The 24,140-nt window shown below is 63.7% G+C and carries 19 protein-coding genes; 9 read left to right on the forward strand and 10 right to left on the reverse strand.

The window, feature by feature from the left end:
* Positions 1–7: 7 nt before the first annotated feature.
* Positions 8–2,512: a UvrD-helicase domain-containing protein gene (locus tag ACYCCG_RS01180; RefSeq protein WP_339443994.1), complete on the reverse strand. Its 2,505-nt coding sequence runs from the start codon at positions 2,510–2,512 to the stop codon at positions 8–10.
* A 185-nt stretch (positions 2,513–2,697) separates the two neighbouring features.
* Between ACYCCG_RS01180 and ACYCCG_RS01185 the strand changes: the two genes are divergently transcribed.
* Positions 2,698–3,396 carry a pirin family protein gene (locus ACYCCG_RS01185; RefSeq protein WP_339443995.1) on the forward strand — a complete coding sequence of 233 codons (699 nt, stop codon included), beginning with the start codon at positions 2,698–2,700 and terminating at the stop codon, positions 3,394–3,396.
* Positions 3,397–3,602: 206 nt separating this feature from the next.
* The gene (locus ACYCCG_RS01190; RefSeq protein WP_459669200.1) at positions 3,603–6,377 is read left to right on the forward strand and encodes an amino acid adenylation domain-containing protein; all 2,775 of its coding nucleotides are present in this window, start codon (positions 3,603–3,605) and stop codon (positions 6,375–6,377) included.
* Positions 6,378–6,403: 26 nt separating this feature from the next.
* Here the strand turns inward: ACYCCG_RS01190 and ACYCCG_RS01195 are convergent, their stop codons facing one another.
* Positions 6,404–6,889 carry an isochorismatase family protein gene (locus ACYCCG_RS01195; protein ID WP_064490781.1) on the reverse strand — a complete coding sequence of 162 codons (486 nt, stop codon included), beginning with the start codon at positions 6,887–6,889 and terminating at the stop codon, positions 6,404–6,406.
* Between the two features lie 200 nt (positions 6,890–7,089).
* Between ACYCCG_RS01195 and ACYCCG_RS01200 the strand changes: the two genes are divergently transcribed.
* Genes ACYCCG_RS01200 through ACYCCG_RS01210 form a run of 3 tightly spaced genes read left to right on the forward strand, consistent with a single transcriptional unit; the run spans position 7,090 to position 10,003 of the window.
* Entirely contained in the window at positions 7,090–7,953 is an 864-nt protein-coding gene (locus ACYCCG_RS01200) for a sensor domain-containing diguanylate cyclase (protein WP_176684668.1), read from the forward strand.
* A 17-nt stretch (positions 7,954–7,970) separates the two neighbouring features.
* Complete coding sequence (gene chrA / locus ACYCCG_RS01205) at positions 7,971–9,323, forward strand: chromate efflux transporter (RefSeq protein ID WP_459669201.1); 1,353 nt, start codon at positions 7,971–7,973, stop codon at positions 9,321–9,323.
* Between the two features lie 11 nt (positions 9,324–9,334).
* A complete protein-coding gene (locus ACYCCG_RS01210) occupies positions 9,335–10,003 on the forward strand; it encodes a class I SAM-dependent methyltransferase (RefSeq protein ID WP_176684670.1) in 669 nt (222 codons plus the stop codon).
* 65 nt (positions 10,004–10,068) lie between these two features.
* On the opposite strand, the gene quiC is transcribed toward ACYCCG_RS01210, so the two are convergent.
* Positions 10,069–11,976 carry a 3-dehydroshikimate dehydratase QuiC gene (gene quiC / locus ACYCCG_RS01215; protein ID WP_176684671.1) on the reverse strand — a complete coding sequence of 636 codons (1,908 nt, stop codon included), beginning with the start codon at positions 11,974–11,976 and terminating at the stop codon, positions 10,069–10,071.
* Between the two features lie 289 nt (positions 11,977–12,265).
* On the opposite strand from quiC, the gene ACYCCG_RS01220 reads away from it, so the two are divergent.
* On the forward strand, positions 12,266–13,639 hold the full coding sequence (locus tag ACYCCG_RS01220) for an MFS transporter (RefSeq protein ID WP_176684672.1): 1,374 nt from the start codon (positions 12,266–12,268) through the stop codon (positions 13,637–13,639).
* A gap of 67 nt (positions 13,640–13,706) precedes the next feature.
* On the opposite strand, the gene ACYCCG_RS01225 is transcribed toward ACYCCG_RS01220, so the two are convergent.
* The 5 genes from ACYCCG_RS01225 to ACYCCG_RS01245 form a co-directional block, all read right to left on the reverse strand.
* Positions 13,707–15,119: a DOPA decarboxylase gene (locus ACYCCG_RS01225; protein WP_459669202.1), complete on the reverse strand. Its 1,413-nt coding sequence runs from the start codon at positions 15,117–15,119 to the stop codon at positions 13,707–13,709.
* Positions 15,120–15,269: 150 nt separating this feature from the next.
* A complete protein-coding gene (locus ACYCCG_RS01230) occupies positions 15,270–16,214 on the reverse strand; it encodes a LysR family transcriptional regulator (protein WP_209965295.1) in 945 nt (314 codons plus the stop codon).
* 137 nt (positions 16,215–16,351) lie between these two features.
* Positions 16,352–17,065 carry a YebC/PmpR family DNA-binding transcriptional regulator gene (locus ACYCCG_RS01235; RefSeq protein WP_004575404.1) on the reverse strand — a complete coding sequence of 238 codons (714 nt, stop codon included), beginning with the start codon at positions 17,063–17,065 and terminating at the stop codon, positions 16,352–16,354.
* A gap of 97 nt (positions 17,066–17,162) precedes the next feature.
* Positions 17,163–18,554, reverse strand: a complete 1,392-nt coding sequence (locus ACYCCG_RS01240) for an FAD-dependent oxidoreductase (RefSeq protein ID WP_176684674.1) — start codon at positions 18,552–18,554, stop codon at positions 17,163–17,165.
* A 14-nt stretch (positions 18,555–18,568) separates the two neighbouring features.
* Entirely contained in the window at positions 18,569–19,885 is a 1,317-nt protein-coding gene (locus tag ACYCCG_RS01245) for an MFS transporter (RefSeq protein ID WP_459669203.1), read from the reverse strand.
* 243 nt (positions 19,886–20,128) lie between these two features.
* Here ACYCCG_RS01245 and ACYCCG_RS01250 point away from each other — a divergent pair, with 243 nt between their 5' ends.
* Positions 20,129–20,998, forward strand: a complete 870-nt coding sequence (locus tag ACYCCG_RS01250; protein ID WP_020193277.1) for a LysR substrate-binding domain-containing protein — start codon at positions 20,129–20,131, stop codon at positions 20,996–20,998.
* A gap of 152 nt (positions 20,999–21,150) precedes the next feature.
* Entirely contained in the window at positions 21,151–21,522 is a 372-nt protein-coding gene (locus ACYCCG_RS01255) for a DUF2784 domain-containing protein (RefSeq protein WP_209965292.1), read from the forward strand.
* On the opposite strand, the gene tam is transcribed toward ACYCCG_RS01255, so the two are convergent.
* Entirely contained in the window at positions 21,512–22,288 is a 777-nt protein-coding gene (gene tam, locus ACYCCG_RS01260; protein ID WP_021783153.1) for a trans-aconitate 2-methyltransferase, read from the reverse strand. The two genes, ACYCCG_RS01255 and tam, sit on opposite strands and share 11 nt — an antisense overlap.
* Positions 22,289–22,402: 114 nt before the next feature.
* Between tam and ACYCCG_RS01265 the strand changes: the two genes are divergently transcribed.
* The gene (locus ACYCCG_RS01265; protein ID WP_028698076.1) at positions 22,403–22,582 is read left to right on the forward strand and encodes a hypothetical protein; all 180 of its coding nucleotides are present in this window, start codon (positions 22,403–22,405) and stop codon (positions 22,580–22,582) included.
* A gap of 3 nt (positions 22,583–22,585) precedes the next feature.
* Here ACYCCG_RS01265 and ACYCCG_RS01270 read toward each other — a convergent pair whose 3' ends face one another.
* Positions 22,586–23,998: an amino acid permease gene (locus tag ACYCCG_RS01270; RefSeq protein ID WP_004575400.1), complete on the reverse strand. Its 1,413-nt coding sequence runs from the start codon at positions 23,996–23,998 to the stop codon at positions 22,586–22,588.
* Positions 23,999–24,140: the final 142 nt, after the last annotated feature.

Consider the following 24,140-nt stretch of genomic DNA (forward strand, 5'->3'; position numbering starts at 1 on the left):
ACCCCACTCACTGCCCGCGCAGGTCTTCGAAGAAGGCCTGCTTGCCATCGACCTGGCTGGACGCCCGTGGAGCCGCTGCGGCGTCACCGCTGGCGGCCTCCACATGCCAGTAGCAGTGCCGCACTGCACGGGTCACCGCCACGTACGCCAAGCGCTGCACTTCTTCCTTCTGTGCCGAATCGAACGGTTGGGCATCACCTGCCTTGCCCAGCCCGGCCTGGCGGTATACCTGGTTCTTGTAGGGTGAGCTGGTCAGGTACTGGCAGTCACCCAGCATGAACACCGCATCGGCCTGCAAACCCTTGGCGCTGTGATAGGTCAGCTGACGCAGCCGGCGCTGCTCGGCCGGTAGCGCCGCGTCGGCGTGCAACACGCTTTGCAGGTGCTCGTTCATCAAGGCCCGGTCACTGCCCTTGCGGTACAGCATCATGACCGTCTCACCCCGCTGGTAGTGCTCGACAAGCGTTTCGCCCAACGCAGCCTCGTCACGGTCGAACACCTTGACCGGCGAGCCGGGCAACTCGGCCGCCGGGCCACTGGCTCGGGCTTTCTTGCCGGCAATCGCCGGGGTGCCTTTGACCAGGTGTTCGGCTGCATCGATCACCTGTTGCTGGCAGCGGTAGTTGTCGACCAGCATCACCCGCGTGTTGGCCGGCGACGGGAACGCCTTGGTGAACTCCATGAAATACTTGGGCGAACTGCCACGCCAGCCGTAGATCGATTGCCAGTCGTCCCCCACGCACAGCAACGACGAATGCTGGGCATGGCGGCCGGTGTGCATGGCCGGGCCGCGGCGTCGTATTTCAGCAAGGCTGGCACGCAACCAGCTGACGATCTGCGGCGACACGTCCTGAAATTCGTCGATCAGCAGGTGCGCCAGCGGCCGCAGCAACGGATCGGGCAGCAGGTGCAGGTTTTCCGGGTTGTTCTCGCCAAACAGGGCGAACATGCGGTTGTAGCTCATCACCGGCGGCGACTGGTCCAGCAGGTGCGCTTCCAGGGCCTTCCAGTACAGCGCCAGGGCCTCGAAGAACAGTGCATCGCTATCGCCAGACGGGAAGCTCATCGCCGCCACCGCATTGTTCACCTCCAACCCAAGGTTTTCGATGAAATTGGCCGCACTGACGAACGCATCCAGCAGCGGCGCCGGGGCCAGTTCGCCCTTGACCTTGTACTCGAAGCCGGGGCCGGCCACGGCATCGCCTGCCAACGATGCCGCCAGGCGCCGGGCCATGGCGTAGTTGTCGAGCCAGATCAGCGGCCTGTCGCAGAACGCCTGCAACAGTGTGCGCTTGACCGCCCACTCGGCACGCACGGTCAGCTTGGCGCCGGGGCGCTGGTACTGCGCGCTTTGTGCGGGGTCGAAGCCCAGCACCACCAAAGGCCCCTGGCCTTCCAGGCGGCCATGCACATAAAAGCGGCTGCCACGGATGTCGACCGTTTCGCGGCAGGGCTCGATACCCTTGATCGGCCAGACGCCAGCGGCGAACCACAGGTCCTCGATCACGTCGCACAGTTCTTCGTCGCGCTGGGCCGCCAATTGGGTCACCTGTGCGCGCTTCTGCACATCGGGGTTGTTCGGGTCCAGCGGCTTCAGTTGCAAGGCTTCGCTGCGCAACTGCCCGACCAGCTCGGCAAAACGCGGGCTTTCACCCAGCAAGCTGCTGTAGCACTGGTTCAACTGCTGGCGCTGGGCATCGTTCAGGCGCAGGTCGAACGGGTTGCTGTCGGCCTCGGCCTCACGCCCGGCAGGCATCTCATGGCCCAGTGTTTCAAATGCACGCACCTGGCCGAAGCCCGGCAGGCTGCGCACCAGCGGCAGGATGCGCGAATGGAACGTGCGCACCAGCTCGCGGGCCTGCGCAGGCTGCAGGTTGATCTGCCACAGGGCGAACACCTGCAGCAGGCGCTTGATGAAGTCCTTGCGCGACTCGCGGGTGAAGGTGACCACGGTCATCGCATCCAGCTCGTAACCCAGGTAATGACGCAGCAAAAGAATGCGCAGCACCAGCGACGTGGACTTGCCTGCGCCGGCGCCTGCCACCACGCAGGTAGACGGGGTGTCACTGAAGATCAGCTTCCATTGCGCGGCGCTGGGCTGGGCTTCGGCGGGCAGGCGCTGGGCGACGTCGGCCTTGAAGCGCTTTTTCAACTCGGCCGTCAACGGCAGGCGCCAGTCGTCGAACAAGTTGTCATCCTGGCCTGGTACGGCGGCGCTGTCTGGGCGCGTATCGCGGATCACCAGCACCTGGCGCCCCGCTTCATAGCCCTCCACCCGACCACGCTCGAACCCTTCACGCACACCATCGGCATGGCCAGTGCGCTGGCCTGTGACGTGGCCGAGGAACCACGAGTCGCGGTGCTGGGCTTGCAGGCGGGTCAGGCCACGCCCCAGCAAGCGGGCGGCCAGGCGACGAAACCAGGGCAACTGGGCAGGAGGGGTAAGGTCGGCGGGGGCCAGGGGTTGCTCGTGGGCCACGGTCACTCCGTTGAAAATCAAAACAGCAGGCATGTTCGCCGCATCGACGAAAAATCGCCAGCGAATGCTTGCAGATCAGTGGATTAGGCGATGAAGCGAATAAAGTGCAGCAGAAAACACATCTACCAAACAGATTGTTTTAAGCCGATATTTACGCTTATTTTCGATGTTTCTTTGGCGCATCATGGCCCCATTCCACTGATTTGAGGAGCACGACCATGCTGCAACTACGACCTTTCGAAAGCCTCGGCCACGCCAACCATGGCTGGCTTGACGCCCACCACCATTTCTCGTTTGCCGAGTACTACGACCCGGCACGCATGCACTGGGGTAACCTGCGGGTTTGGAACGACGACCTGATCGCGGCCGGCAGCGGCTTCCCGCCGCACCCGCACCGCGACATGGAAATCATCACTTATGTGCGTGAAGGCGCTATTACCCACCAGGATAGCCTGGGCAACAAGGGCCGCACCGAGGCCGGTGATGTTCAGGTGATGAGCGCCGGTACCGGCATCGTGCACAGCGAGTACAACCTCGAAGACATCGACACACGTATTTTCCAGATCTGGATCGTGCCGGAGCGCACCGGTGAAGCCCCCCAGTGGGGTAGCCGGCCGTTCCCCAAAGGCGAACGCGGCGAAGGCTTCGTGACCCTGGCCAGCGGCCGCGCGGGTGACGAGGACAGCCTGCAGATCCGTACCGATGCCCGCCTGGTGGCTGCCACCCTGCGGGCGGGTGATACCGCCGAGTACCGCTTCGATGCCGCACGCCGGGGTTACCTGGTGCCGGCCAAGGGGCTGGTAGATGTCAACGGGCTGCGGGCCAAGGCGCGCGATGGCGTGGCGATCGAGCAGGAAGAGGTGCTGCGGGTGACCGCCATCGAGGACAGCGAGATCGTACTTGTGGATGTGGCCTGATAACCCAGCCTGCGACAATCCATGTAGCAGCGAAGGGCTGCCCCCATAGAACAACCCGGTTCAGCAGGGTCTTGTGGGGGCTGGCTTGCGGCCTTGGGCCTCCCCGGCTACCGCAAGGCAGCCATCAAACATTGGCGCCATCAGCCAGCCTGCACTAGCGTTGTGCTACCAGCCAGCCCAACGGTCATGCGGAGCACTCGATCATCATGCCGGACCTGCGCCCGAACCCGACGCTGTGCCTGGAATACCGTGCCGAACAGCCCATTCAGCACGCTTTTATCGAACAGGCCAGCCGTTGCCCGGAGGCCATTGCCATCATTGGCCAGCATATAACCTGCAGCTACTCCCAACTGGAGCAGATCAGCGCGGGCATTGCCGCGTTTCTGGTAAAAAACGCCGCCAGCGGCACCGATCGTGTGGTCATCGTCACCCATCGCAGCCCCGCCCTGGTATACGCCATGCTCGGCTGCCTGCGTGCCGGTCTGGCCTTCACCGTGGCTGACGCCGCTTACCCTGCCGTGCGTATCAAGCAAATCGTCAGCACCCTGAAGCCTGCGGTGATACTGCGCTGCGCCGAGGCAACCGTCGACGTCGGCCAGCCCATGGTCGTCACGGTGCCTGAAGCCCCCGCTGAGGCGCTGCTGGCCTTCCCTGGCCAACCTGTCGCGCTGCCCGCTGTCAGCCCTGAGCAACCGGCCTACATCACCTTCACCTCGGGCAGCACCGGCGAGCCCAAGGGCATCGTCACCCACCACGCACCGCTGGTGCACTTCGTCGACTGGCATGTGCGCCAGCATGGTTTGAGCCGGGCCGACACCTTTTCGCTGCTTTCCGGCCTGGGCCACGACCCGGTATACCGCGACGTGTTCACGCCACTGTCGCTTGGCGCGACCATTGCCTGCCCGGCCCAGTCGACCCTGACCGACCCCTCACGGCTGGCCAGCTGGCTTCACCAGCATGGCGTGAGCGTGATCCACCTCACCCCGCCGCTGGGCAAACTGATCGAAACAGGCGCTCACATGAACCGCCAGGTTCTCGACCAGCTGCGCTACCTGTTCTGGGGTGGCGATGCACTCAGCCCCACGCAGTACCAGCAGGTCCGCGCCATCGCACCGAATGCCGCCAATGTGAACTTCTACGGCACCACCGAAACCCCACAGGCCATGGCTTTCCACACCCTCGACCCGGAAATGGACAATGCCCGGGTGCCCCTGGGCAAAGGCATTGCCGATGCACAATTGCTGGTGATAAACCCGGCCAACCAGCTGGTCAGCGAGGGCGAGACAGGCGAAATCCTGATCCGCAGCCCCTACCTGTCGCGTGGTTACTGGGGCGACCCAGGGCTGACCGAAGCCAGATTCATCGCCAACCCGTTCACCGCCGACGCGGCCGACCGCTGTTACCGCACTGGCGACCTGGGCACCTACCTGGCCAATGGCAGCGCCAGTTTTCTGGGGCGCGCTGACAGCCAGGTGAAAATCCGTGGGCATCGCATCGAGCTGGTGGAGATCGAGAACGCCATCAGCCGTCTCCCGCACATAGGGCAATGCGTGGTCCAAGCCAACCACGACGCTGCATCAACCCGGCTGGTGGCCTATTGCGTCGCGCAGCAGGCCACCCGAACTGACGAACTGCGCCAGGCGCTCGCCGGCCAGTTGCCTGACTACATGGTACCGGCGCTGTTCGTGTTCCTTGATGCCCTGCCGCTCACCCCCAACGGCAAGGTCGACAAACGCGCGCTGCCTGCTGCATTTGACGACAGTATCAACCCACCCTTGTCACCCCTGGCCGAAAAGCTGAGTACAGCCTGGGCCCGCATCCTTCAGGTGCCGCGTCTGGACGCCAGGTTGAGCTTTGTCGAGCTGGGCGGCGACTCGCTGTCGTTCGTGCAGGCCTCGCGCGTGCTGGAGGCGCTCATCGGCCATCTGCCTGAACGTTGGGAAACCCTGCCGGTGTGCCAGTTGGCCGAGCTGAGTGCGCCGCGCAAAGGCGCGTGGCGGGTAATGGAAATGCCGGTGTTCATACGCATGCTCGCCATCATCCTGATTGTGGTCGGCCACCTGGTTGATTTCGACCACTGGCCGATCGTCGGCGAAACCTCGGTGCTGTTCCTGGTCTCCGGTATCGCCTTGGCGCGCTTTCAGCTCAAGGCCATCGAGGCGCGCGGCGATGCACGCACGCTGCTCAGGTCACTGGCAGCCATCGTGATGCCAACATTGCTGTACAGCGCATTGATCCAACTGGTATTCGCCCGGTTGCACTGGCAATCGCTGCTACTGGTTTCCAACTGGTTCCCCGCCAGTCAGGTCAGCCTGTTCAACTACTGGTACATCGAAGTGTTGGTGCAGATGATCGTGATCATCGGCCTGGTGCTGTCGATCAGGCGCGTGCGCCAGGTGCTGCGTGACGACCCGTTTCGCTGGCTGATCATCGCTGCCTGTGCGCTGGTAGCGCTGGATGTACTTCTCAACCAGTTCGTATTCGACGCCAGTGTCCTGCTCAACCGGGTACCCCAGCACTTTCTGGCGGTGATGGTGCTGGGCATGGCCGTCCACCATGCCGACACGCCCTCACGCAAATGGGTGGCCAGTGCGGTGGCCGTGCTGGTGGTTGCCGAGCTGGACCTGATGGCGGTTGCCGGTGTTGGCTGGCAAGCGTTCACACGCTATGTCGACATCGCCCTGCCAGCGATACTGGCACTTGTCTGGTTCCGCTCGGTGCCAGTACCCGCCCTGGTTGCACGGGCAGGTGCGGTGATCGCTTCGTCTACCTTGTATATCTACCTGACGCATTTCCAATTCGAGTCGGTGGCGGAACATGTTTTCAGGCACCCGCTGTTCGAGGTGTCCCTGGCACTCGCTGGAGGGGTACTGGTGAGCTATTGCTGGAATACCCTGTTACGTCTGCTGTTTACCCGCAGGCGCAAGCAGCAGAACCAGGCGCGTGGAGCCGATCCAGCTGAACGCGCCACCTCTGCCTGAACGAAGATGACCCGCCACCGCATGCACTATTCTCGTCCGGCCAGTTCAGCCAGCACCTCGGCCGAGGTGGTGACCTGGCGGAAGTGGTGCTTCCACAGGTCGGTCCCCAGCTTGCCCGAGCGGTCCAGCGATGACCCTATTGTCATGTCTGTCACCAGCGTGGGCATCAGCCCTGCATCGAACAGGGCAAAGCCGGCGGCCAGCACGCAGGTTTCGGTCTGCAACCCGCACACCAGCACCCGCTCTACACCCAGTTGCCGGATGTAGTCGATAGCTTCGGCACTTTGCCCATAGCCATGCTTGACGAACACCTGGTCGGCCTCGACCAGGCTCTCGTCCTCCGCCGCCGGGTGCCAGCCGAGCTGGCGCTCGAACGGCGTAACCTGTTCATCGTGCAATTCGACCGAGGCTATGGTGGGAATGTTCGCTGACAACCGCCGCAAGCCATCGACCAGCCACTCGGGCGGGCTGAAGGTGGACTGAACATCGACGATGAGCAAAACCTGGCGCATAGCGTACTCCGGCCATCATGCAAAATGGCGCGGAGTATACCGCGTGGCGCCGGGGCTTGATGACCAATCGTTGCTCCCCCCACCGACTGCTGGCGCACGCGGCGCCGAATACCTTGACACGCCTGACCATGAAGGCTGCCGTAGCTGCGACGTATTCCTTCAGGCTATGATCGGTCACCCTGCCGCGGACACCCTGAGCCATGCCCGTAGACCTGCAAGCGTTGTACCCCAGGCTGATCCACCTGATGCTGGACACGGTATTCGTGGTCGACAGGGACAACCAGATCGTGTTCGTCAGTGATGCCTGCAAGACGCTGCTGGGCTACGAAGCCTGCGAACTGATCGGCACGCCGATCACCCGCTACATGCACCCTGACGACCTCCCGGCCACGCGCGCCTCGATCATGCGGGTAATGAACGGCCAGCCGCACTACGACTTTTGCAACCGTTACCTTCGCAAGGATGGCAGCGTGGTGCACATACTGTGGGCGGCCTGCTGGTCCGATGAGGCCCAGGCGCGTATCGGCGTGGCGCGGGACGTTACCGCCCAGCGCGAGGCCGAAGACGAACTGCGCTTCCTCGCCCATCATGACCCACTGACCCGGCTGGCCAACCGCGCCATGTTCAATGAACGGCTGGACACCGCCCTGGCAGCGGCCCGGCGTCACAACCGCAGGCTGGCCTTGCTGTTCCTCGATATCAATGACTTCAAGCAGATCAACGACAACCATGGTCACAGCGTGGGCGACCGGGTACTGTGCACACTGGCCCGGCGCCTGGAAAGCTGCGTGGGGGTAGCTGGCACGGTAGCGCGGATGGGCGGTGACGAATTCACCGTGCTGTTGCCCGATTGCCCGTCGCCGGAGGCCATTGCCACGCACGTACAGCACATTCTCGCGGTCATGGCCGAACCGCTCGACGCCGAGTTTGCCGGCATCGATGCACCATCCTGCAGTATTGGCGTGGCCTGCTTTCCCGAAGACGGCAACGATGCCGACATGCTACTGCGCCATGCTGACGGGCACATGTACCAAATCAAGCGCCAACGCGCTGCGACTGGTTGAAGGCAAAGGCACACCGCATGGATGAACACCTGCAAGGTACTGTCGGGCAAGCACCCGCCTCTGTCGGCTTGGCCCAGGCATTGCTGTTCTGGCTGAAGCTGGGGTTCATCAGTTTCGGCGGCCCGGCCGGGCAGATTGCGATCATGCACCAGGAACTGGTGGAGCGGCGCGGCTGGATCAGTGAGCGGCGTTTCCTGCATGCCCTCAACTACTGCATGTTGCTGCCCGGGCCCGAGGCCCAGCAACTGGCCACCTACATCGGCTGGCTGATGCACCGCACCTGGGGCGGGGTGATTGCCGGTGCTCTGTTCGTGCTCCCTTCGCTGTTCATCCTGATCGGCCTGTCGTGGGTGTACCTGACCTGGAGCGAAGTACCGGTGGTCGCCGGGATTTTCGCAGGGATCAAGCCGGCCGTGACCGCCATCGTCGTGCATGCCGCCCACCGCATTGGCACGCGGGCGCTGAAGAACGGCTGGTTATGGGCCATTGCCGCGGCCTCGTTCGTGGCCATTTTCGCGCTTGACGCCCCCTTCCCGCTGATCGTGCTGACGGCCGCACTGCTGGGTTACGTCGGCGGCCGGCTGCTACCGGCACAGTTCACGCCCGGTGGGGGCCACAGCACCGCCAGCACCCGCCAGCGCCCGGCGCTGATCGACGACGATACCCCGATCCCCGCGCACGCCCGCTTCAGTTGGGGCCGCCTGGTGACCTTGCTGCTGGCGGTTGCGGCGCTTTGTCTTCTGCCCATGGGTCTGCTGATGGCGGCCTTTGGCTGGCACGGCACACTCACGCAAATGGGCTGGTTCTTCACCAAGGCAGCGCTGCTGACCTTCGGCGGTGCCTATGCGGTGCTGCCCTATGTCTATCAAGGGGCTGTCGGTCACTATGGCTGGCTGTCGCCCACGCAGATGATCGATGGCCTGGCACTGGGCGAGACCACGCCCGGGCCGCTGATCATGGTGGTGGCCTTCGTCGGTTTCGTCGGTGGCTACCTGCAACCGATGTTCGGCGCCCACCAGGCGTTCCTCGCGGGCGCAGTGGCAGCGGGGCTGGTGACCTGGTTCACCTTCCTGCCCTCGTTCCTGTTCATCCTCGCCGGAGGCCCGCTGGTGGAATCGACCCACAATGAACTGAAGTTCACCGCCCCGTTGACCGGGATAACTGCGGCTGTGGTGGGCGTAATACTCAACCTTGCGCTGTTCTTCGGCTACCACGTGCTGTGGCCGGACGGGTTCGATGGCGCGTTCCACTGGTCCTCGGCTGTGATAGCGCTCGCGGCGGCGGTGGCGCTGTTCCGCTACAAGCGCGGGGTGATACACGTGTTGATCGGCTGCGCCGTTGCCGGGCTCGCCCTTCACCTTTTCCGCTGATGGAGCCGATCATGCGCAACCCTGAAGACGCCTTGCTAGACAGTTGGCACCATAACGCCCAGGCCTGGATCGACGCCGTACGCAACGGCGCCATCGAGAGCCGTCGCCAGGTCACTGACCAGGCCATCCTGCTGGCCATCCTTGGCCGCCAGCCCGAACGGGTGCTCGACCTGGGCTGCGGTGAGGGCTGGCTGCTGCGCGCGCTGGCCGACCGGGGTATCGAGGCGGTGGGTGTCGACGGCGACAGAACGCTGGTGGATGCAGCGCGAGCTGCGGGCGCGTGTGAGGTGCACCTGGCCAGCTATGCGCAGCTGGCTGAGGCGAAGGTGCATGTGGGCAAGGACTATGACCTGATCTGCGCCAACTTCGCGCTGTTGCACCAGGACATCATTGAACTGTTGTCGGCAATGCGGACGTTGCTGGTGCCAGGCGGTGCGCTGGTGATCCAGACCCTGCACCCGTGGAGCATGGCCGGCGGGGATTATCAGGATGGCTGGCGAGAGGAGTCTTTTGCCGGGTTCGCCGGGGAATGGCAACCGATGCCTTGGTATTTCCGCACCCTGGCCAGCTGGCTGAATGCGCTGGACATGGCAGGGTTGCGACTGGTCGGTTTGCAGGAGCCGCAGCACCCGCAAAGCGCGGTGCCGCAGTCATTGTTGATGGTGGCTGAGCGTCACTGAATCGGGCCGTAACAATCCTGTGGGAGCAGGGCTCACCCCGCTCCCACAAGGCAGGCCGGGGCAGGCTACAGCACCGGCTTGCGCGCTGCTCCGCTGCGGGCCTTGGCCATGGCTGCCAGGCGCACCGCTACGTTGGCAGCGCCGTAACCGGCGTATCCCGCCTTGCGCTGGATGATCTCGAAGAAGAAACGCTCCTCGAACGGCTCGGTGTAGACGTGGAACAGCTCGCCACCTTGGGCGTCGCGGTCGTACAGCACGTTGTAGTACGCCAGCTCGCTGAGGAACTCGTCATCGAAATCGAAACGCGCCGCCAGGTCGTCGTAGTAGTTCAGCGGGATTTCCAGCAGCGGCACCCCTGCCAGCTTGGCCCTTGCCACTTCGCGGAAGATGTCATCACAATCGAAGGCGATGTGATGTACGCCGGAACCACGGTAGCTTGAAAGCGCATGGGCGATTGCGGTGTTGCGGTTTTCCGAGATGTTCAGCGGCAGGCGCAAGGTGCCGCACTGGCTGCGCAGGGCGCGACTCTTGACCAGGCCATACGGGTCGGGCAGCACCACTTCGTCGTCGGCGGCGAAGTCGAACAAACTCTTGTAGAACAGCACCCAGCTGTCCAACGACTCGGCCGGCAGGGCCAGGGCCATGTGGTCGATGCGGCGCAGCCCGCCGGTCGCGGCTGCATTGTTGTCCAGGCTGAAGTCGGTGTCGTACAGGGTGTGGCCGGCAGTGCCCTGCTCCACCAGGTACAGCAGGCTGCCATCGGGCGCACGCACCGCCGGCACTTCGCATTCGTTGGGGCCGACCAGACCGCGGAATGGCTGGCCACGGAAAGCGGTGGCCCGCTTCAGGGCCGCTTGCTGGTCCTTGACCCGCAACGCAGTGGCGCACAGCGACGGGCCATGGGCCTCGAAGAAGTTGTGGCCGAAGGAATACGGTTCAGCGTTCAGCACAATGTTGATATCACCCTGGCGCAGCAGTTGCACTTCTTTGCTTCGGTGCTTGCCGGCTTCGGCAAAGCCCAGGCGCTTCAACCAGTTGCCCAGGCGCGCGCCGACGGCTTCGTCGACCGCGAACTCCAGGAACTCCACGCCGTCATAAGCGCTGGCCGGCGGCGGAGCGAACAGTACGCCAGGCTCGATCGGCGTGTTCTCCTGCTCCAGGCGCAAGCGGGTCTGCTCTTCGAGGTACAGCAACGAACGCAAGCCGTCCGCAGCATTCTGCCGGGTCGGTGCGGCGCGGAAACCGTCATTGAAGATTTCCAGCGACAGCGGGCCACGGTAGCCCGTGGCGAGGATCGGTGCCAGGAAACCGGCCATGTCCATTTCGCCCTGCCCCGGGAAGCAGCGAAAGTGCCGGCTCCACTCCAGCACATCCATGGCCAGGATTGGCGCATCGGCCATTTGCACGAAGAAGATCTTGTCGCCGGGGATGTCGCGGATCGCGCTTGGATCACCTTTGAGCGACAAGGTGTGGAAGCTGTCGAGGATCACCCCGAGTGCCGGGTGGTCGGCCTGGCGCACCAGGTTCCACACTTGCTGGTAAGTGTTGACGTGGCGGCCCCAGGCCAGCGCTTCGTAACCAATGCGCAGGCCGCGCTTGCCGGCATGTTCGCCCAGCAGGCGCAGGTCGTCGACCAACAGTTGCTCGTCACCCAGGGCATCGGCCTGGACGTTGCTGCACACCAGCACCAGGTCGGTACCCAGTTCCTGCATCAGGTCGAACTTGCGTTCGGCGCGGTCGAGGTTTTTCTGCAGGCGGTCACGGCGGCAGCCTTCAAAGTCGCGAAAAGGCTGGAACAAGGTGATGGCAATGCCCAGGTCGGCGCACATCTGGCGCACCTGGCGCGGGCTGCCAGCGTAATAGAGCAGGTCGTTTTCGAAGATCTCGACGCCGTCAAAACCGGCGGCGGCGATGGCTTCGAGCTTTTCCGGCAGAGTGCCGCTCAAGGACACGGTAGCGATCGAACGCTGCATGGCGGGAGTTCCTTGTTGTTGGAGGAATACGGTGCCATTCGGGCAAATAACCCCTGTCACAGTCTATGGCACGATCGATTATTCGCAGGTAAAGTCGACGCTTCAATCTCTTTGTACGGAATGGTTAGTTTTGCGTTCGATTATCGCACAAAACCCGTTTTAGCGAATTGCTAGACCGCGGCCCCGTGGTCAACATGGACCACAGACGCAGGCACACCGACCGTTGCCTCCTGCCTTGGCATAACCTCTGGCGGAACCTGCGCAAACAACAATAACAACGGAGACAACGATGGCTCACTCCAGCTCGCAAGCAAAGAAAGCGACCGCCAGTGGATGGATAGGCTCGGCACTCGAGTACTACGACTTCTTCATCTACGCCCAGGCCGCGGCGCTGATTTTCCCGCAGATTTTCTTCCCCAACACCGACCCGAAGATGGCGATCATTGCCTCGTTGGCCACCTATGGCGTGGGCTACCTGGCACGCCCGGTCGGCGCCTTCGTTCTGGGCCACTGGGGTGACACCCGCGGTCGCAAGAACGTCCTGCTGCTGTGCATGTTCCTGATGGGCCTGTCGACCATGGCTGTCGGCCTGCTACCCACCTACCACGACATCGGCTACCTCGCACCGGCCTTGCTGGTTGTGCTGCGACTGATCCAGGGCTTTGCCGTGGCCGGGGAAATTTCCGGTGCCAGTTCCATGATCATGGAGCACGCGCCGTTTGGCCGAAGAGGCTACTACGCCAGTTTCACCCTGCAAGGTGTGCAAGCGGGCCAGGTCCTGGCGGCAGCGGTGTTCCTGCCACTGGCTTACTTCATGCCCAGCGAAGCCTTTACCGAATGGGGCTGGCGCATTCCGTTCCTGATGAGCGCCGTCGTGCTGATTGCCGGCTTCATCATCCGTAAGGAAGTGCACGAGACCCCAGCGTTCGTTCAAGAAGAGAAACAGGACAAGGTTGTCAAATCGCCCATCAGCGAAGCCTTCCGCCACAGCTGGAAGCACATGGTGCTGGTGATGTTCATGGCCCTGATGAACGTGATCCCGGTCGTGGCCACCATCTTCGGTGCGGCCTACGCGGTGCAGCCGGCGTATGGCATCGGCTTCGACAAGAGTGTGTACCTGTGGATTCCGGTGGTCGGTAACATCGTCGCGGTGCTGGTGATCCCGTTCGTGGGCAACCTGTCGGACAAGATCGGCCGTCGCCCGACCATGATCGCTGGCTGTCTGGGCTCAGGCCTGCTGGCCTTCGTCTACCTGTATGCGATCAGCATCCAGAACGTGCCAATGGCGTTCGCCGCCTCGATCGTCATGTGGGGCATGGTTTACCAGGGTTACAACGCGGTATTCCCAAGCTTCTACCCTGAGCTGTTCCACACCCGCTACCGCGTGACGGCCATGGCCATCGCGCAGAACATCGGCACCATGCTCACCGCCATGCTGCCCGCGCTGTTCGCAATGGTCGCCCCACCCGGCTCGGACAACATTCCGCTGGTAGTCGGTGGGCTGGCCTTCTTCATCACCGGCGTGTGCGCCCTGGCGGCCTACATTGCCCCGGAAACCCACCGCCTGGCGATGGAAGACCTGGGCAACCCAGAGGCCAAGCCGATGGAAAAGGCAGCCTATGAAGCCAGCCGTAAAGGTAGCTTTCAGGCGGTGAGTCACTGATAGATTGCAGGGGCTGCTTTGCAGCCCCTTCGCGGTCAAGCCCGCTCACACACGTACCGTACAGGCTTCAGCCTTTGATCACGTCCTGCAGGCGTGCCCACAGCCGCTGCACATCCCCCCGCTCGGTCGGCAGCGCACCAATCGAAACCCGCACCATCCATCGCCCGTCCAGTGTAGCCGGCGTCACATAGGCATCCCCGGACGCATTCAACCGCTCGGCCCAGCCCTTGGTATGCGCATCCAGCGCATCCCCTTCAAGCCCGGCCGGTCGATGGCGAATGCACAAGGTCTGCAGCTGTACTGGCGCCAGCACTTCCCACTCCGCCGCCGCCTCGACCTGCCCCGCCAGCCACTGGGCATTGTCCAGGTCACGCCGCAGCCGCGCCTGCAATGCGTCTACACCCTCGCTGCGCAACATGAACCACAGCTTCAAGGCGCGGAACCGACGACCCAGCGGAATGCCCCAGTCGCGCAGGTTCTTCACCTCGCCATCCACCGCCGACTGCAGGTAGCTGGGATTGGTGCTCATCACCCGGATCAGGTGCTGCGGATCGCGCACGTAGTAGATCGAGCAATCGAAGGCCACACCCAGCCATTTGTGCGCGTTGACCACCACCGAATCGGCCAGCTCGATGCCATCCCACATCCAGCGGCACTCGGGCAGGATCATCGCCGAACCGGCCATGGCCGAGTCAACGTGCAACCACAGCCCATTGGCCTGGGCGATTTCGCCCACCGGGCGCAGCGGGTCGAGGGCAGTGGTCGTCGTGGTGCCGGTGGTGGCAACCACGGCGCAGGGCTGGTTGCCGGCAGCCAGGTCCTGCTCGATCGCCGCCTGCAGTGCCTCTGGGCGTAGGGCGTAGCGTTCGTCGGTGGGGATCAGGCGGATATTGTCGCGACCAAAACCTGCCAGCAGTGCAGCCTTGTCCACCGAGCTGTGGGCATGGGCGCTGACATACACGATCAACGGCTTGGCTTCGGCCTGCAGGCCGCCGCGTACCAAGGCGTAGTCGGTGGCGCGCTCACGGGCACTGATCAGCGCCACCAGGGTGCTGGTCGAGGCGGTGTCCTGGATCACACCACTCCATTGAGCAGAAAGGCCGAGCAACTGGCGCAGCCAGTCAAGGGTGGTTTCTTCCAGTTCGCTCAGGGCCGGGCTGGATTGCCATGACAGGCCCAGCACGCCCAGACCGGTACTGAGGAAGTCCCCCAGCACCGAGGACAGGGTGCCATTGGAAGGGAAATAGCCATAGAAGTCCGGGTGCTGCCAATGGGACAGGCCGGGCATGACCCACTGGTTGACATCATCGAGGATAGCCTCGAAGGGTTCGCCTTGGCGGGGCGCGGTTTGCGGCAAGGCAGCCTTGAGGTAGCCAGGTTCGACCTGAGCCATGACCGGGCGTTCGCCCACGGTCTGGCGGTAGTCGGCAATCAGGTCGATCAGTTGGTGGCCGTACTGGCGAAATTGTTCGGGGGTCACGCTAGCTCTCCTGGGGGTTATCCATTGCCTGTGCTGGCCCTTTCGCGGGTAAACCCGCTCCTACAGCCGCGAAGAAGCCGCACAATCAACACAATGCCCCCAGTCTAGGCACCTATCCCCGGCCGAATAACCCCGCTTCCCGCATAGCTGCTATGGCGAACCTGCATGCCCGCCCTGTACACCAAACTGCGACTGGCGCCACAACTCGAATACCCGGTTACGCAACCAGCGGTGCTCGGCCGAGGCCTGCAGGCGCTGGTGCCACACAACCCAGTACCGCTGGCTGTGGTCGATGAAGCCCAGTGGTCGCCAGGTCAGGTCATGCAAACGGCTCAGCTGCCGGGCGATGTGCTCGGGGACCGTGGCCACGGCCTGACTGTTGGCAATCACTTGTACCGTGGCGCAGAAGAACGGCACTTCGAGGCTGACCCGCCGCTGCAGGCCTTGTGCACGCAAGTGCCGATCGATGAAGCTGTCCTTGTCGCCACCACCCGAAATGCGCACATGCTTGTACGCCAGGTAGTCGGCCTGGCTGAGCGCGGCCTGCGCGGCCAGCGGGTGATCCTGGCGCATCAGGCATACCGCGCGGTCCTCACCCAACAGACGTCCGTGCAGGTTGGGCGGCGACTCGTCGAACAAGGTGGTCGCCAGGTCGATTTCTCCGCTGGCCAGCAAGGCGTACTGGCCGGCCTGCCAGGTGCGGTACTCCAGCGACACACCTGGCGCTTCGCGCTCCAGCGCCGCCACCAGCAGCGGCAGCATGTGCTCGGCCACATAATCCGAAGCAGCCAGGCAGAACCGCCGCTCGCAACGCGCCGGGTCGAAGATGGCGGGCTGGCGCAGCGCGTGCAGTTCTTCGAGCACCTGGCGCAAAGGCTCGACCAGCGCTTCGGCGTGTTCGCTAAGCACGTAACCACGCCCTTGGCGCACCAGCAACGGATCATCGAAGGCTTCGCGCAGGTGGGCCAACTGGCGGCTCAGGGCCGATTGGCTGACACCCAGGCGCTCGGCCGCGTGGCTGAGGTTTTTAAGCTGCAACAGGTGGTCGAGGGTGCGCAGGTGGGCGAGGCTGAGGGAGGCGAAGGTGGGGTTCATGCAGGCTCCCTGCGGTGGAATTCAAGGGCCTTCTCGCGGGCAAGCCCGCTCTCACAGGGTTCTCACATCGTTCGGCATCGTGAAAAACCTGCGGGAGCGGGCTTGCCCGCGAACAGGCCGCAACGCGGCCCCGACGATTACTCGGTCAGGCCAACATAGACGTTCTGCACGTCATCGTGCTCGTCGATCGCCTCGAGAAACGCTTCGACCTCGGCCAACGCCTCAGCACTCAGGCTGGCCGCGCTTACCGGGTTTTTAGGGGTGTAGCCGATTTTCGCCGCGGTCACGGTGAAACCATGCTCCGGCAGGGCCTTCTGTACCGCGTCCAGGTCGGTGGTGTCGGTGATGAACAGGGTCGAGCCCTCTTCTTCACCTTCCTCGAAGTCCTGGGCACCGGCTTCGATCGCGGCCATTTCCGGATCAGCGTCAGCGCTCGCAGGCGTGGCTTCGATCAGGCCTACATGGTTGAAGTCCCACGCTACCGAACCGCTGGCACCCAGCTGGCCCTTGCGGAACAGCACGCGGATTTGCGCGACGGTGCGGTTGATGTTGTCGGTCAGGCACTCGACGATCAGCGGCACCTGGTGCGGGGCGAAACCTTCATAACTCACCGCATGGTACTGCACGGCATCACCGTCCAGGCCTGCGCCCTTGCGGATTGCCCGATCCAGGGTCTCGCGGGTCATCGAAGCCTTCTTGGCTTGCACGATGGCCAGGCGCAGGCGTGGGTTCATGTCGGGATCGGCACCCGACTTGGCCGCGATCTGGATTTCCTTGGACAGCTTGCCCATGATCTTGCCTTTGGCATTGGCCGCTGTTTCTCTATGTTTGGCTTTCCACTGTGCGCCCATGTCGACTCTCTTGTTTCAGCGGCCGGTTCAGGAAGCGACCGGCCAAAAGTGGGTGCATTTTATACGCCCTCGAGCATGGGATCGACAAGAAATCTCATCAGCCTTTATCGGCTTTGCCCGCCGCCGCGGCAAACCGCGCCAACCGCACATCCAGCCTTCGTGGGCGCACACCACGATCTTCGGCCTGCTCCTTGCGGCGGATGGCATTGCGCACCATCAGCGAGCCCAGGTAGCGGATCGGCTCGGGCGGGAACAGCCCCAGCGGCCCTTTGACCAGCGGCGACCGGGTCCACGGGTTGTCCAGCCCCAGCGCCAGCGACGAAAGAATCTGCCCGCCCATGTGGCACGGGCCAACACCGCTGCCGGAATAACCGAAGCCGTAGAACACGTTGCCCTGCCCGTCCAGCCGGCCGAAGAATGGCAGGCCGGTCACCGAGCGATCCGACGGCCCGTTCCAGCTGGCCGCCAGTGGCACCTCGGCCAAGGCCGGGAAAAAGCCGCCAAGGCTTTCGCGCAGCAACCGCCGATACGGCGACGGCTGGTCGAAGACCGGCAACATGCGCCCGCCATAGGCAAACGTGTTGCCGCCCTTGCCGAGCATCAGCCGGCCATCGGAGGTGTTGTGGTAGTAGTGCACGAAAATACGCGAGTCGAGCACGCTGATCCCGCTGTCCAGGCCGATCTGGCGCAGCAGCTCGGGGCACGGTTCGGTAATGACCATGTCGCTGGAAACGATCGCCACACTGCGCTCGAACTGCGGGAAGACGCGCGCCATCCAGGCATTGAGGCCCAGCACTACACGGTCGGCGCGCAGCGTGCCGTGGGCCGTGCGTACCTGCACCGGGGCACCGTGCTCCAGGCCGGTCATGGCGGTGCCTTCGTAGAGGCGCACGCCGCGCTGCAAGGCCACCCGGCGCAGGCCGCGCACCAGTTTGCCCGGCTGCACAGTGGCGGCGGCCGGCGAGAACCAGCCTTCCAGATGCCGTGCCGAACCGGCCAGGCGCTGCACCTGCTCCAGCGGCAAGCGGCGGAACGAGTTGATACCCTTGTGCTCCAGCGCGGCGATCACCGCGTCGGTGGCACCGACCTGGGCTGCGTTGGTGGCCGTGTACAGCGTGCCGTCCAGACGGAAGTCGCAGTCGATGCCATTGGCCGTGCAGAACACACCGATGTCTGCGATGCTGCGCTCCGACTCGCGCACCAGCCGCACCGCCTCCTCCCCCCCGAACAGGCGTTCGAGGGTGAAGTACTTGGCCGACCAGGACAACGCACACCCGCCATTGCGGCCGCTGGCACCGGCACCGCAGATGTCGGCCTCGATCAGCACCACATCCAGGGCCGGTACCGCCTCCTTGAGCATCAGCGCCGTCCACAGGCCGGTGTAGCCGCCGCCGACAATGCACACATCGCAACGGGTATCGCCTTGCAGCGGCGGGCATACCGCCTCCTGCGCCGAATCCAGGGCCTGTTGCAGCCAGAAGGGTCTCATTCGCTCGCTTTCCTTTAAGTACGCATTGGCTTGATTGCCATGCTGGTGTTCGGTACCACGTCGGTGCCTTGCGGGCTGATGGCCGGCCGGCTGTTCCAGTGCGGCAGCAACACCAGCGCCGAGAACAGCGCGCAGCCAGCGAACACGATGAACACCGTGACGCCGTCGAAATAACCCGGCAGCAACCCGCCCAGTACCGCGCCCACCGACCCACAACCGTTGACGAAACCTGCTGCGGTGGCGCCGGCCTTGGCGGTGCCGAAGTCGATGGCTGCAGCGCCGCTGATCATCGAGTCCGGCCCGTACAGGGTCAGGCCCATGACGAACAGCAGGGCCACCACCAGCAGCACGCTGCCGGTGTTCATGGCCGCCATGAACAACGCCAGTGTCACGGTCAGCAGCACCAGGCTGATCACGCAGGCCGGCATGCGCCGGGCGCCAAACAGTTTGTCCGAGGCCAGGCCAATCATGATCGGGCCAAGCAGCCCGGCCAGTTCGAAAGCAGTCGGGATGATTGCCGCGCCCACTTTGCCCACCGAGGGCATCTGCTCGAAGACGATCACAGGGCCCCACAGCAAGATGGCGTAGCGCGCCGGCTTCAGCAGGAAGTACGCCAGGCCCAGGGTCAACACCGTGCGGTTGCGCAGGATTTCCCGCAGTGGCGCCCAAACGCTGCACAGGTTGTCGGCCGGGGCCATGCTTTGCGGCTCGGGCTCAACCGCCGGCAAGCCGACGTCCTCGGGTTTGTTGCGCTGCAGGAAGAAGAACAGCACCGCCACCAGCGCCACCACGACCGCGCTGGAGAAGAACGCCGCATGCCAGGTACCCACCAGGGTGTAGGCCCACCAGCCCGCGAACGGCGAGGCCACCAGGCCGCCGAAGGCATAGCAGGAACTCCACAGGCCCAGCACCCGTCCGCGCTGCGAAGCCGGGAAGAAGCTGCCGATGTTCTTGCACAAGCCGGCCCAGCCGGTGGATTGCGCCAGGCCCTGTACCAGCATGCAGGTAGCGAAGATCGGGAAAGTTGCGTAACTGCCCATCACGACTGCCGCCGCCGCAGAAATCAGCAACCCGCCCAACACGACCACGCGCGGGCCAAAGCGGTCGGCAAGCATGCCCCAGGTGAATTGGCCCACGGCATAGGCGGCCAGGTAGATGGCGTCCAGGTTGGCCATGGCGGCCTTGTCGAGCATGAAGCCTGGGTCTTCGGCGATGCCCAGCTTGGCCACCGAGAAGGCTTTGCGGGTGAAGTAGAAGGCGGCGTAGGCCAGCCAGGTGATGGCGAAAATCTGGATACGCCAGCGTTTGAACGCGGCTAGGGAATGATTCATGTAAGTCTGACCTCTTGCTCAAGTGTGCCGGCAGAATGTGAAGAAACGCCTGTCTTGTTCTTGTGTTACGCACAGCGATGACGAGGCTGTCATCGGGTCAGGTGGCGCCGAGTAGGCACCATCGCCCTGGCGGCATTCGTGGTGCCAGCGTCGGGCTGAAATCCATGGAAACAGTTGCTGTAAGATAAATAAAATCGATTTATCGTATTACACAAATAAGCCCAGCTTGTTACTGAGGTTGTCATGTCGGTTTCCCACGCCCAACTCAAGGCTTTCCACGCGGTGGCCGTCCACGGCAGCTTTACCCGCGCTGCGGAAAAGCTGTTTCTTACCCAGCCTGCGGTGTCCGACCAGGTGCGCAAACTGGAGGAGCGCTTCGGCGTCTTGCTGTTCCACCGCAACAAACGCTCGGTGCAGCTCACCGACCTTGGCGAGCGGCTGCTGGGCATCAGCCAGCGCCTGTTCGCCTGCGAGGCCGAAGCCCAGGAACTGCTGCACGACTCGCGTGCGCTGCAGACCGGCAGCCTGGTGCTGGCAGTGGATGCGCCGGTGCACGTACTGCCGCAGATCGCCCGCTTCTGCCAGCGCTATCCGGGGATCCAGGTGAAGATCGAAACGGGCAATACCGACGAATCGCTGGCGCGGCTGTTCAGCTATCAGGCCGACCTGGCCCTGCTGGGCCGGGATGTCGACGATGAGCGCCTGCATTGCCTGCCGCTGCGTCGTGACCCGATGGTGGCGTTCGTTTCCCACCACCACCCATGGGCTAGCCGCGGCTCGATCAGCCTGGCCGACCTCGATGACACGCCACTGGTGCTGCGCGAGCCCGGCTCGGTGACGCGGCAGACGCTGGAGGAAGAAATGCAACGCGCCGGGTTGCGGATACGCGCAGCGATCCAGGTGGAGGGCCGGGAAGCGGCGCGAGAGGCGGTGGTGGTAGGCATTGGTGTGGGCGTGGTATCGGCGGCAGAGTTTGGTGCCGATGCACGAGTGTGTGCGTTGCCGATAGTGGATTGCCAGCGGCATTTGACCGAGACCCTGGTGTGCCTGAGCGAGCAGCGTACGCGCCGGGTGGTGGCGACTTTCCTGCAGATGGTCGAGGAAGGGGTGTAGCACTGTGCTGGCCTTTTCGCGGGCTCGCCCGCTCCCACAGGTCCTGCACAGCATCCGGAACCTGTGTCGTTTTAGGAGCGGGCGAGCCCGCGAAGGGGCCAGATCAGGCAACCCAACTATGCTGGGATAACCCCAATCCAGGCACCCAACCCATGCTCTACCGCCTTGCCGCCGACACCCTGGTGCTGCTGCACCTGGCCTTCATCCTGCTGGTGCTGTTCGGCGGGCTGCTGGTGCTGCGCTGGCGCCCTGCCCTGTTGCTGCACCTGCCGGTCCTGGCCTGGGGCCTGGCGGTGGAGTGCCTGCACCTGGGCTGCCCGCTGACCACTTGGGAAAACCACATGCGCAATGCCGCCGGTGACGCAGGTTACCAGGGCAGCTTCGTCGAGCACTACGTCTGGCCACTGATCTACCCCGCCGGCCTGACCCCGCAGATCCAGCTGTTGCTGGGCACCCTCGTACTGGCGCTGAACCTCGGCATCTACAGCTACGTGGCCTGGCGCTGGCGCCGCCCTAGCGGGTAGCGATCACGAACAACCGCGGGAAGGGCAACAGGACCTTGCCATCAGAGGCCGGCGGATAATCGCGCTGCATGGCCTGCAGGTACATCTGCAGGAAGTCGGCCTGCTCCTGCTCATCCAGCCTGGCCAGATAAGGCCGCAGCGCCGACCCTTTGAACCATTCCACTACCGCTTCGGCGCCCCCCATCAACGGGTGATGATAGGTGGTACGCCATACGTCCACCCGTGCGCACAGCGGGCTGAGCAAGTCATAGTAGAACGCCGCGTTGTGCCGGGGCGGCAGCTGCAAGTCGGCGAACTTCGCCGCCCAGGGGCCTTGGCTTGCGATCTCGCGCAACTGCCGGTGGGCTGGTTCGTCGAGGTTGTCCGGGGTCTGCACGGCCAGGCTGGCGCCTTCGCTGAGCTGGCGCACCAGGTGCGGATACAGCAAGGCGTGGTCAGGTACCCATTGCAACGAGGCGTTGGCCAGGATCAGGTCCTGCGGCTCGGGGGCAGTCCAGCCAGCAATGTCGGCAATGACCGTGCGCACACGCGGGATGCACAGCCGCTTGCGCTCACGGGCCTTGTCGATCATGTCAGGGTCGCTGTCCAGTGCCGTCACCTGGGCGTCGGGGTAACGTTGCAGCAGCACCTCGGTCGAGTTGCCGGGGCCGCACCCCAAGTCAGTGGCGTGGCGCACCGGCCGTGGCGGGATGGCGGCAATCAGGTCGCGTACGGCGCGCGTGCGTTCGTCTTCGAACAGGGAATACTGGGTGGCAGACCAGGCCATGTGCGGCTCCTTTGGGCAGGCTATGTGCCTAGCATATGCCATCTGTCGCCCAGCGGGACGGTTGCGAAGGGATAACAGCGGAACTGATCACCTATGCTTGAAGTCAGTCCTTCCATGCGCACGCCCATGAAGACCTACATCGCCCTCGCCATCCTGGCCCTGATCGCCGCCGCCGCCCTGCTCGGCTCACCGTGGATGAACCAGCGCTTCCACATGCCCGCAGAAAAAGCCCAGGCCCAACAACGCGAAACGGCCGGGTCCCCAAGGGAGCCGGCCGTTTCCAGACGCGAGTGACGCTTAGTGCTGCTTGCTACCAGAGCGGATCTGGTGCACCACACCCATCGCCACCACGACCGCCGCAGCGATACCGGTGGAAATGACCAGGATCTGGTAGTCAGGCATGAAGGCCATGGTGACCAGGGCAGCCACGATGAACGCGATCACCAGGTAGGTCAGCCATGGGAACAGCCACATCTTCAGGCGTACTTCCTTGCCCTCGGCAATCAGCTTGCGGCGCATGCGCAGTTGCGAGAAGGCGATGACCAGGTACACCAGCAGGGCGATCATGCCGGTGGTGTTCATCAGGGTGTCCAGCACGTCTTTCGGGCGAAGGGTCTCGCTGAAGTTGATCAACGCACACACCACGGCCACGGCGCACGAACCCATGATCGCGTACACCGGTACACCGGTACCGGCGCGGGTGATCTTGAAGAACGACGGCGCGTCACCACGCTGGGCCAGGGAGAACAGCATGCGCGATGCGGTGTAATGGCCAGAGATCAGGCAGCTGCTCACCGAAGTCAGCACCACGAAGTTCATCAGCAGCTCGGCATACGGCACGCCCAGCAGCTCCAGGGTACGGCGGTAAGCACCATAGCCAGAAACACCCAGGTGCGGGTCGTTCCACGGTACCAGGCAGACGATCAGGAAGATCGAGCCGACGTAGAACAGGCACACACGCCAGACCACCGAGTTGGTCGCCTTGACGATCTGCGCGGCCGGGTCCTTGGCTTCGGAAGCGGCGATGGTCACGATTTCGGCGCCGAGGAAGGCGAACATCACCCCGAGCAAGGCACCGATCACGGTGGTGATGCCATTAGGCATGAAGCCTTCGGCAGTGAGGTGGCTGATGCCACGCACTTCACCGAACTGCCAGATGTTCATCACGGCAGCCGTACACACGATCAGGAAGCAGACGATCGCAATCACCTTGATCAAGGCGAACCAGAACTCGAACTCACCGTAGTGCTTGACGTTGAAGAAGTTGACGGTGATCAGCAACAGGGTCGTGGCCAGCACGAACACGTTGACGCTAACGTCGGGGAAGAAGCCATGCAGGATCTTGCCCGCCACATAGGCTTCCCAGGCCATGAGGATGACCCAGTACCACCAGTACAGCCAGCCGATGGTAAAACCGGCCCAACGGCCAATGGCACGGTCGGCGTAGGTCGAGAACGAGCCGGTGTCAGGCGAGGAAGTCGCCATTTCACCCAGCATGCGCATGATCAGCACCACCAGGATGCCGCCTGCCAGGTAGGCCAGGACAGCGGCTGGGCCGGCACTGTGGATCACGCTGCCGGAACCGACAAACAAGGCGCCGCCAATAACCCCGGCGATAGACATCATCGTCAGGTGGCGCGACTTCAGCGAGGCACTGAGCTTGCTCTCATGCCCGCTTTTCGCGGTGGTGGTTGTGGATGTTGCGTCCATCAGTTGTGTACCCCGTGCTTCTTTTTATCCAAGGAAAACTGTGAAACCCCGATGGCTGGCGATTTCACCTGTACATCAGTGCTAATGCGGGCAGGATGGTGTGAACGAACACACGCAGACCTTCCATGGCGGCCTGCTGACG

Source organism: Pseudomonas sp. VEM90, assembly GCF_054611535.1.

Excerpts from the sequence above, each read along its gene's own strand:
- ACYCCG_RS01195 (WP_064490781.1), bottom strand. The coding sequence starts at position 6,889 with ATGCGCCAGGTTTTGCTCATCGTCGATGTTCAGTCCACCTTCAGCCCG.
- ACYCCG_RS01240 (WP_176684674.1), bottom strand. The coding sequence starts at position 18,554 with ATGAGACCCTTCTGGCTGCAACAGGCCCTGGATTCGGCGCAGGAGGCG.
- ACYCCG_RS01245 (WP_459669203.1), bottom strand. The coding sequence starts at position 19,885 with ATGAATCATTCCCTAGCCGCGTTCAAACGCTGGCGTATCCAGATTTTC.
- ACYCCG_RS01265 (WP_028698076.1), top strand. The coding sequence starts at position 22,403 with ATGCGCACGCCCATGAAGACCTACATCGCCCTCGCCATCCTGGCCCTG.
- ACYCCG_RS01185 (WP_339443995.1), top strand. The coding sequence starts at position 2,698 with ATGCTGCAACTACGACCTTTCGAAAGCCTCGGCCACGCCAACCATGGC.
- ACYCCG_RS01270 (WP_004575400.1), bottom strand. The coding sequence starts at position 23,998 with ATGGACGCAACATCCACAACCACCACCGCGAAAAGCGGGCATGAGAGC.
- ACYCCG_RS01180 (WP_339443994.1), bottom strand. The coding sequence starts at position 2,512 with ATGCCTGCTGTTTTGATTTTCAACGGAGTGACCGTGGCCCACGAGCAA.
- ACYCCG_RS01230 (WP_209965295.1), bottom strand. The coding sequence starts at position 16,214 with ATGAACCCCACCTTCGCCTCCCTCAGCCTCGCCCACCTGCGCACCCTC.
- ACYCCG_RS01190 (WP_459669200.1), top strand. The coding sequence starts at position 3,603 with ATGCCGGACCTGCGCCCGAACCCGACGCTGTGCCTGGAATACCGTGCC.
- ACYCCG_RS01255 (WP_209965292.1), top strand. The coding sequence starts at position 21,151 with ATGCTCTACCGCCTTGCCGCCGACACCCTGGTGCTGCTGCACCTGGCC.
- ACYCCG_RS01220 (WP_176684672.1), top strand. The coding sequence starts at position 12,266 with ATGGCTCACTCCAGCTCGCAAGCAAAGAAAGCGACCGCCAGTGGATGG.
- chrA (WP_459669201.1), top strand. The coding sequence starts at position 7,971 with ATGGATGAACACCTGCAAGGTACTGTCGGGCAAGCACCCGCCTCTGTC.
- quiC (WP_176684671.1), bottom strand. The coding sequence starts at position 11,976 with ATGCAGCGTTCGATCGCTACCGTGTCCTTGAGCGGCACTCTGCCGGAA.
- ACYCCG_RS01235 (WP_004575404.1), bottom strand. The coding sequence starts at position 17,065 with ATGGGCGCACAGTGGAAAGCCAAACATAGAGAAACAGCGGCCAATGCC.
- ACYCCG_RS01200 (WP_176684668.1), top strand. The coding sequence starts at position 7,090 with ATGCCCGTAGACCTGCAAGCGTTGTACCCCAGGCTGATCCACCTGATG.
- ACYCCG_RS01210 (WP_176684670.1), top strand. The coding sequence starts at position 9,335 with ATGCGCAACCCTGAAGACGCCTTGCTAGACAGTTGGCACCATAACGCC.
- ACYCCG_RS01250 (WP_020193277.1), top strand. The coding sequence starts at position 20,129 with ATGTCGGTTTCCCACGCCCAACTCAAGGCTTTCCACGCGGTGGCCGTC.
- tam (WP_021783153.1), bottom strand. The coding sequence starts at position 22,288 with ATGGCCTGGTCTGCCACCCAGTATTCCCTGTTCGAAGACGAACGCACG.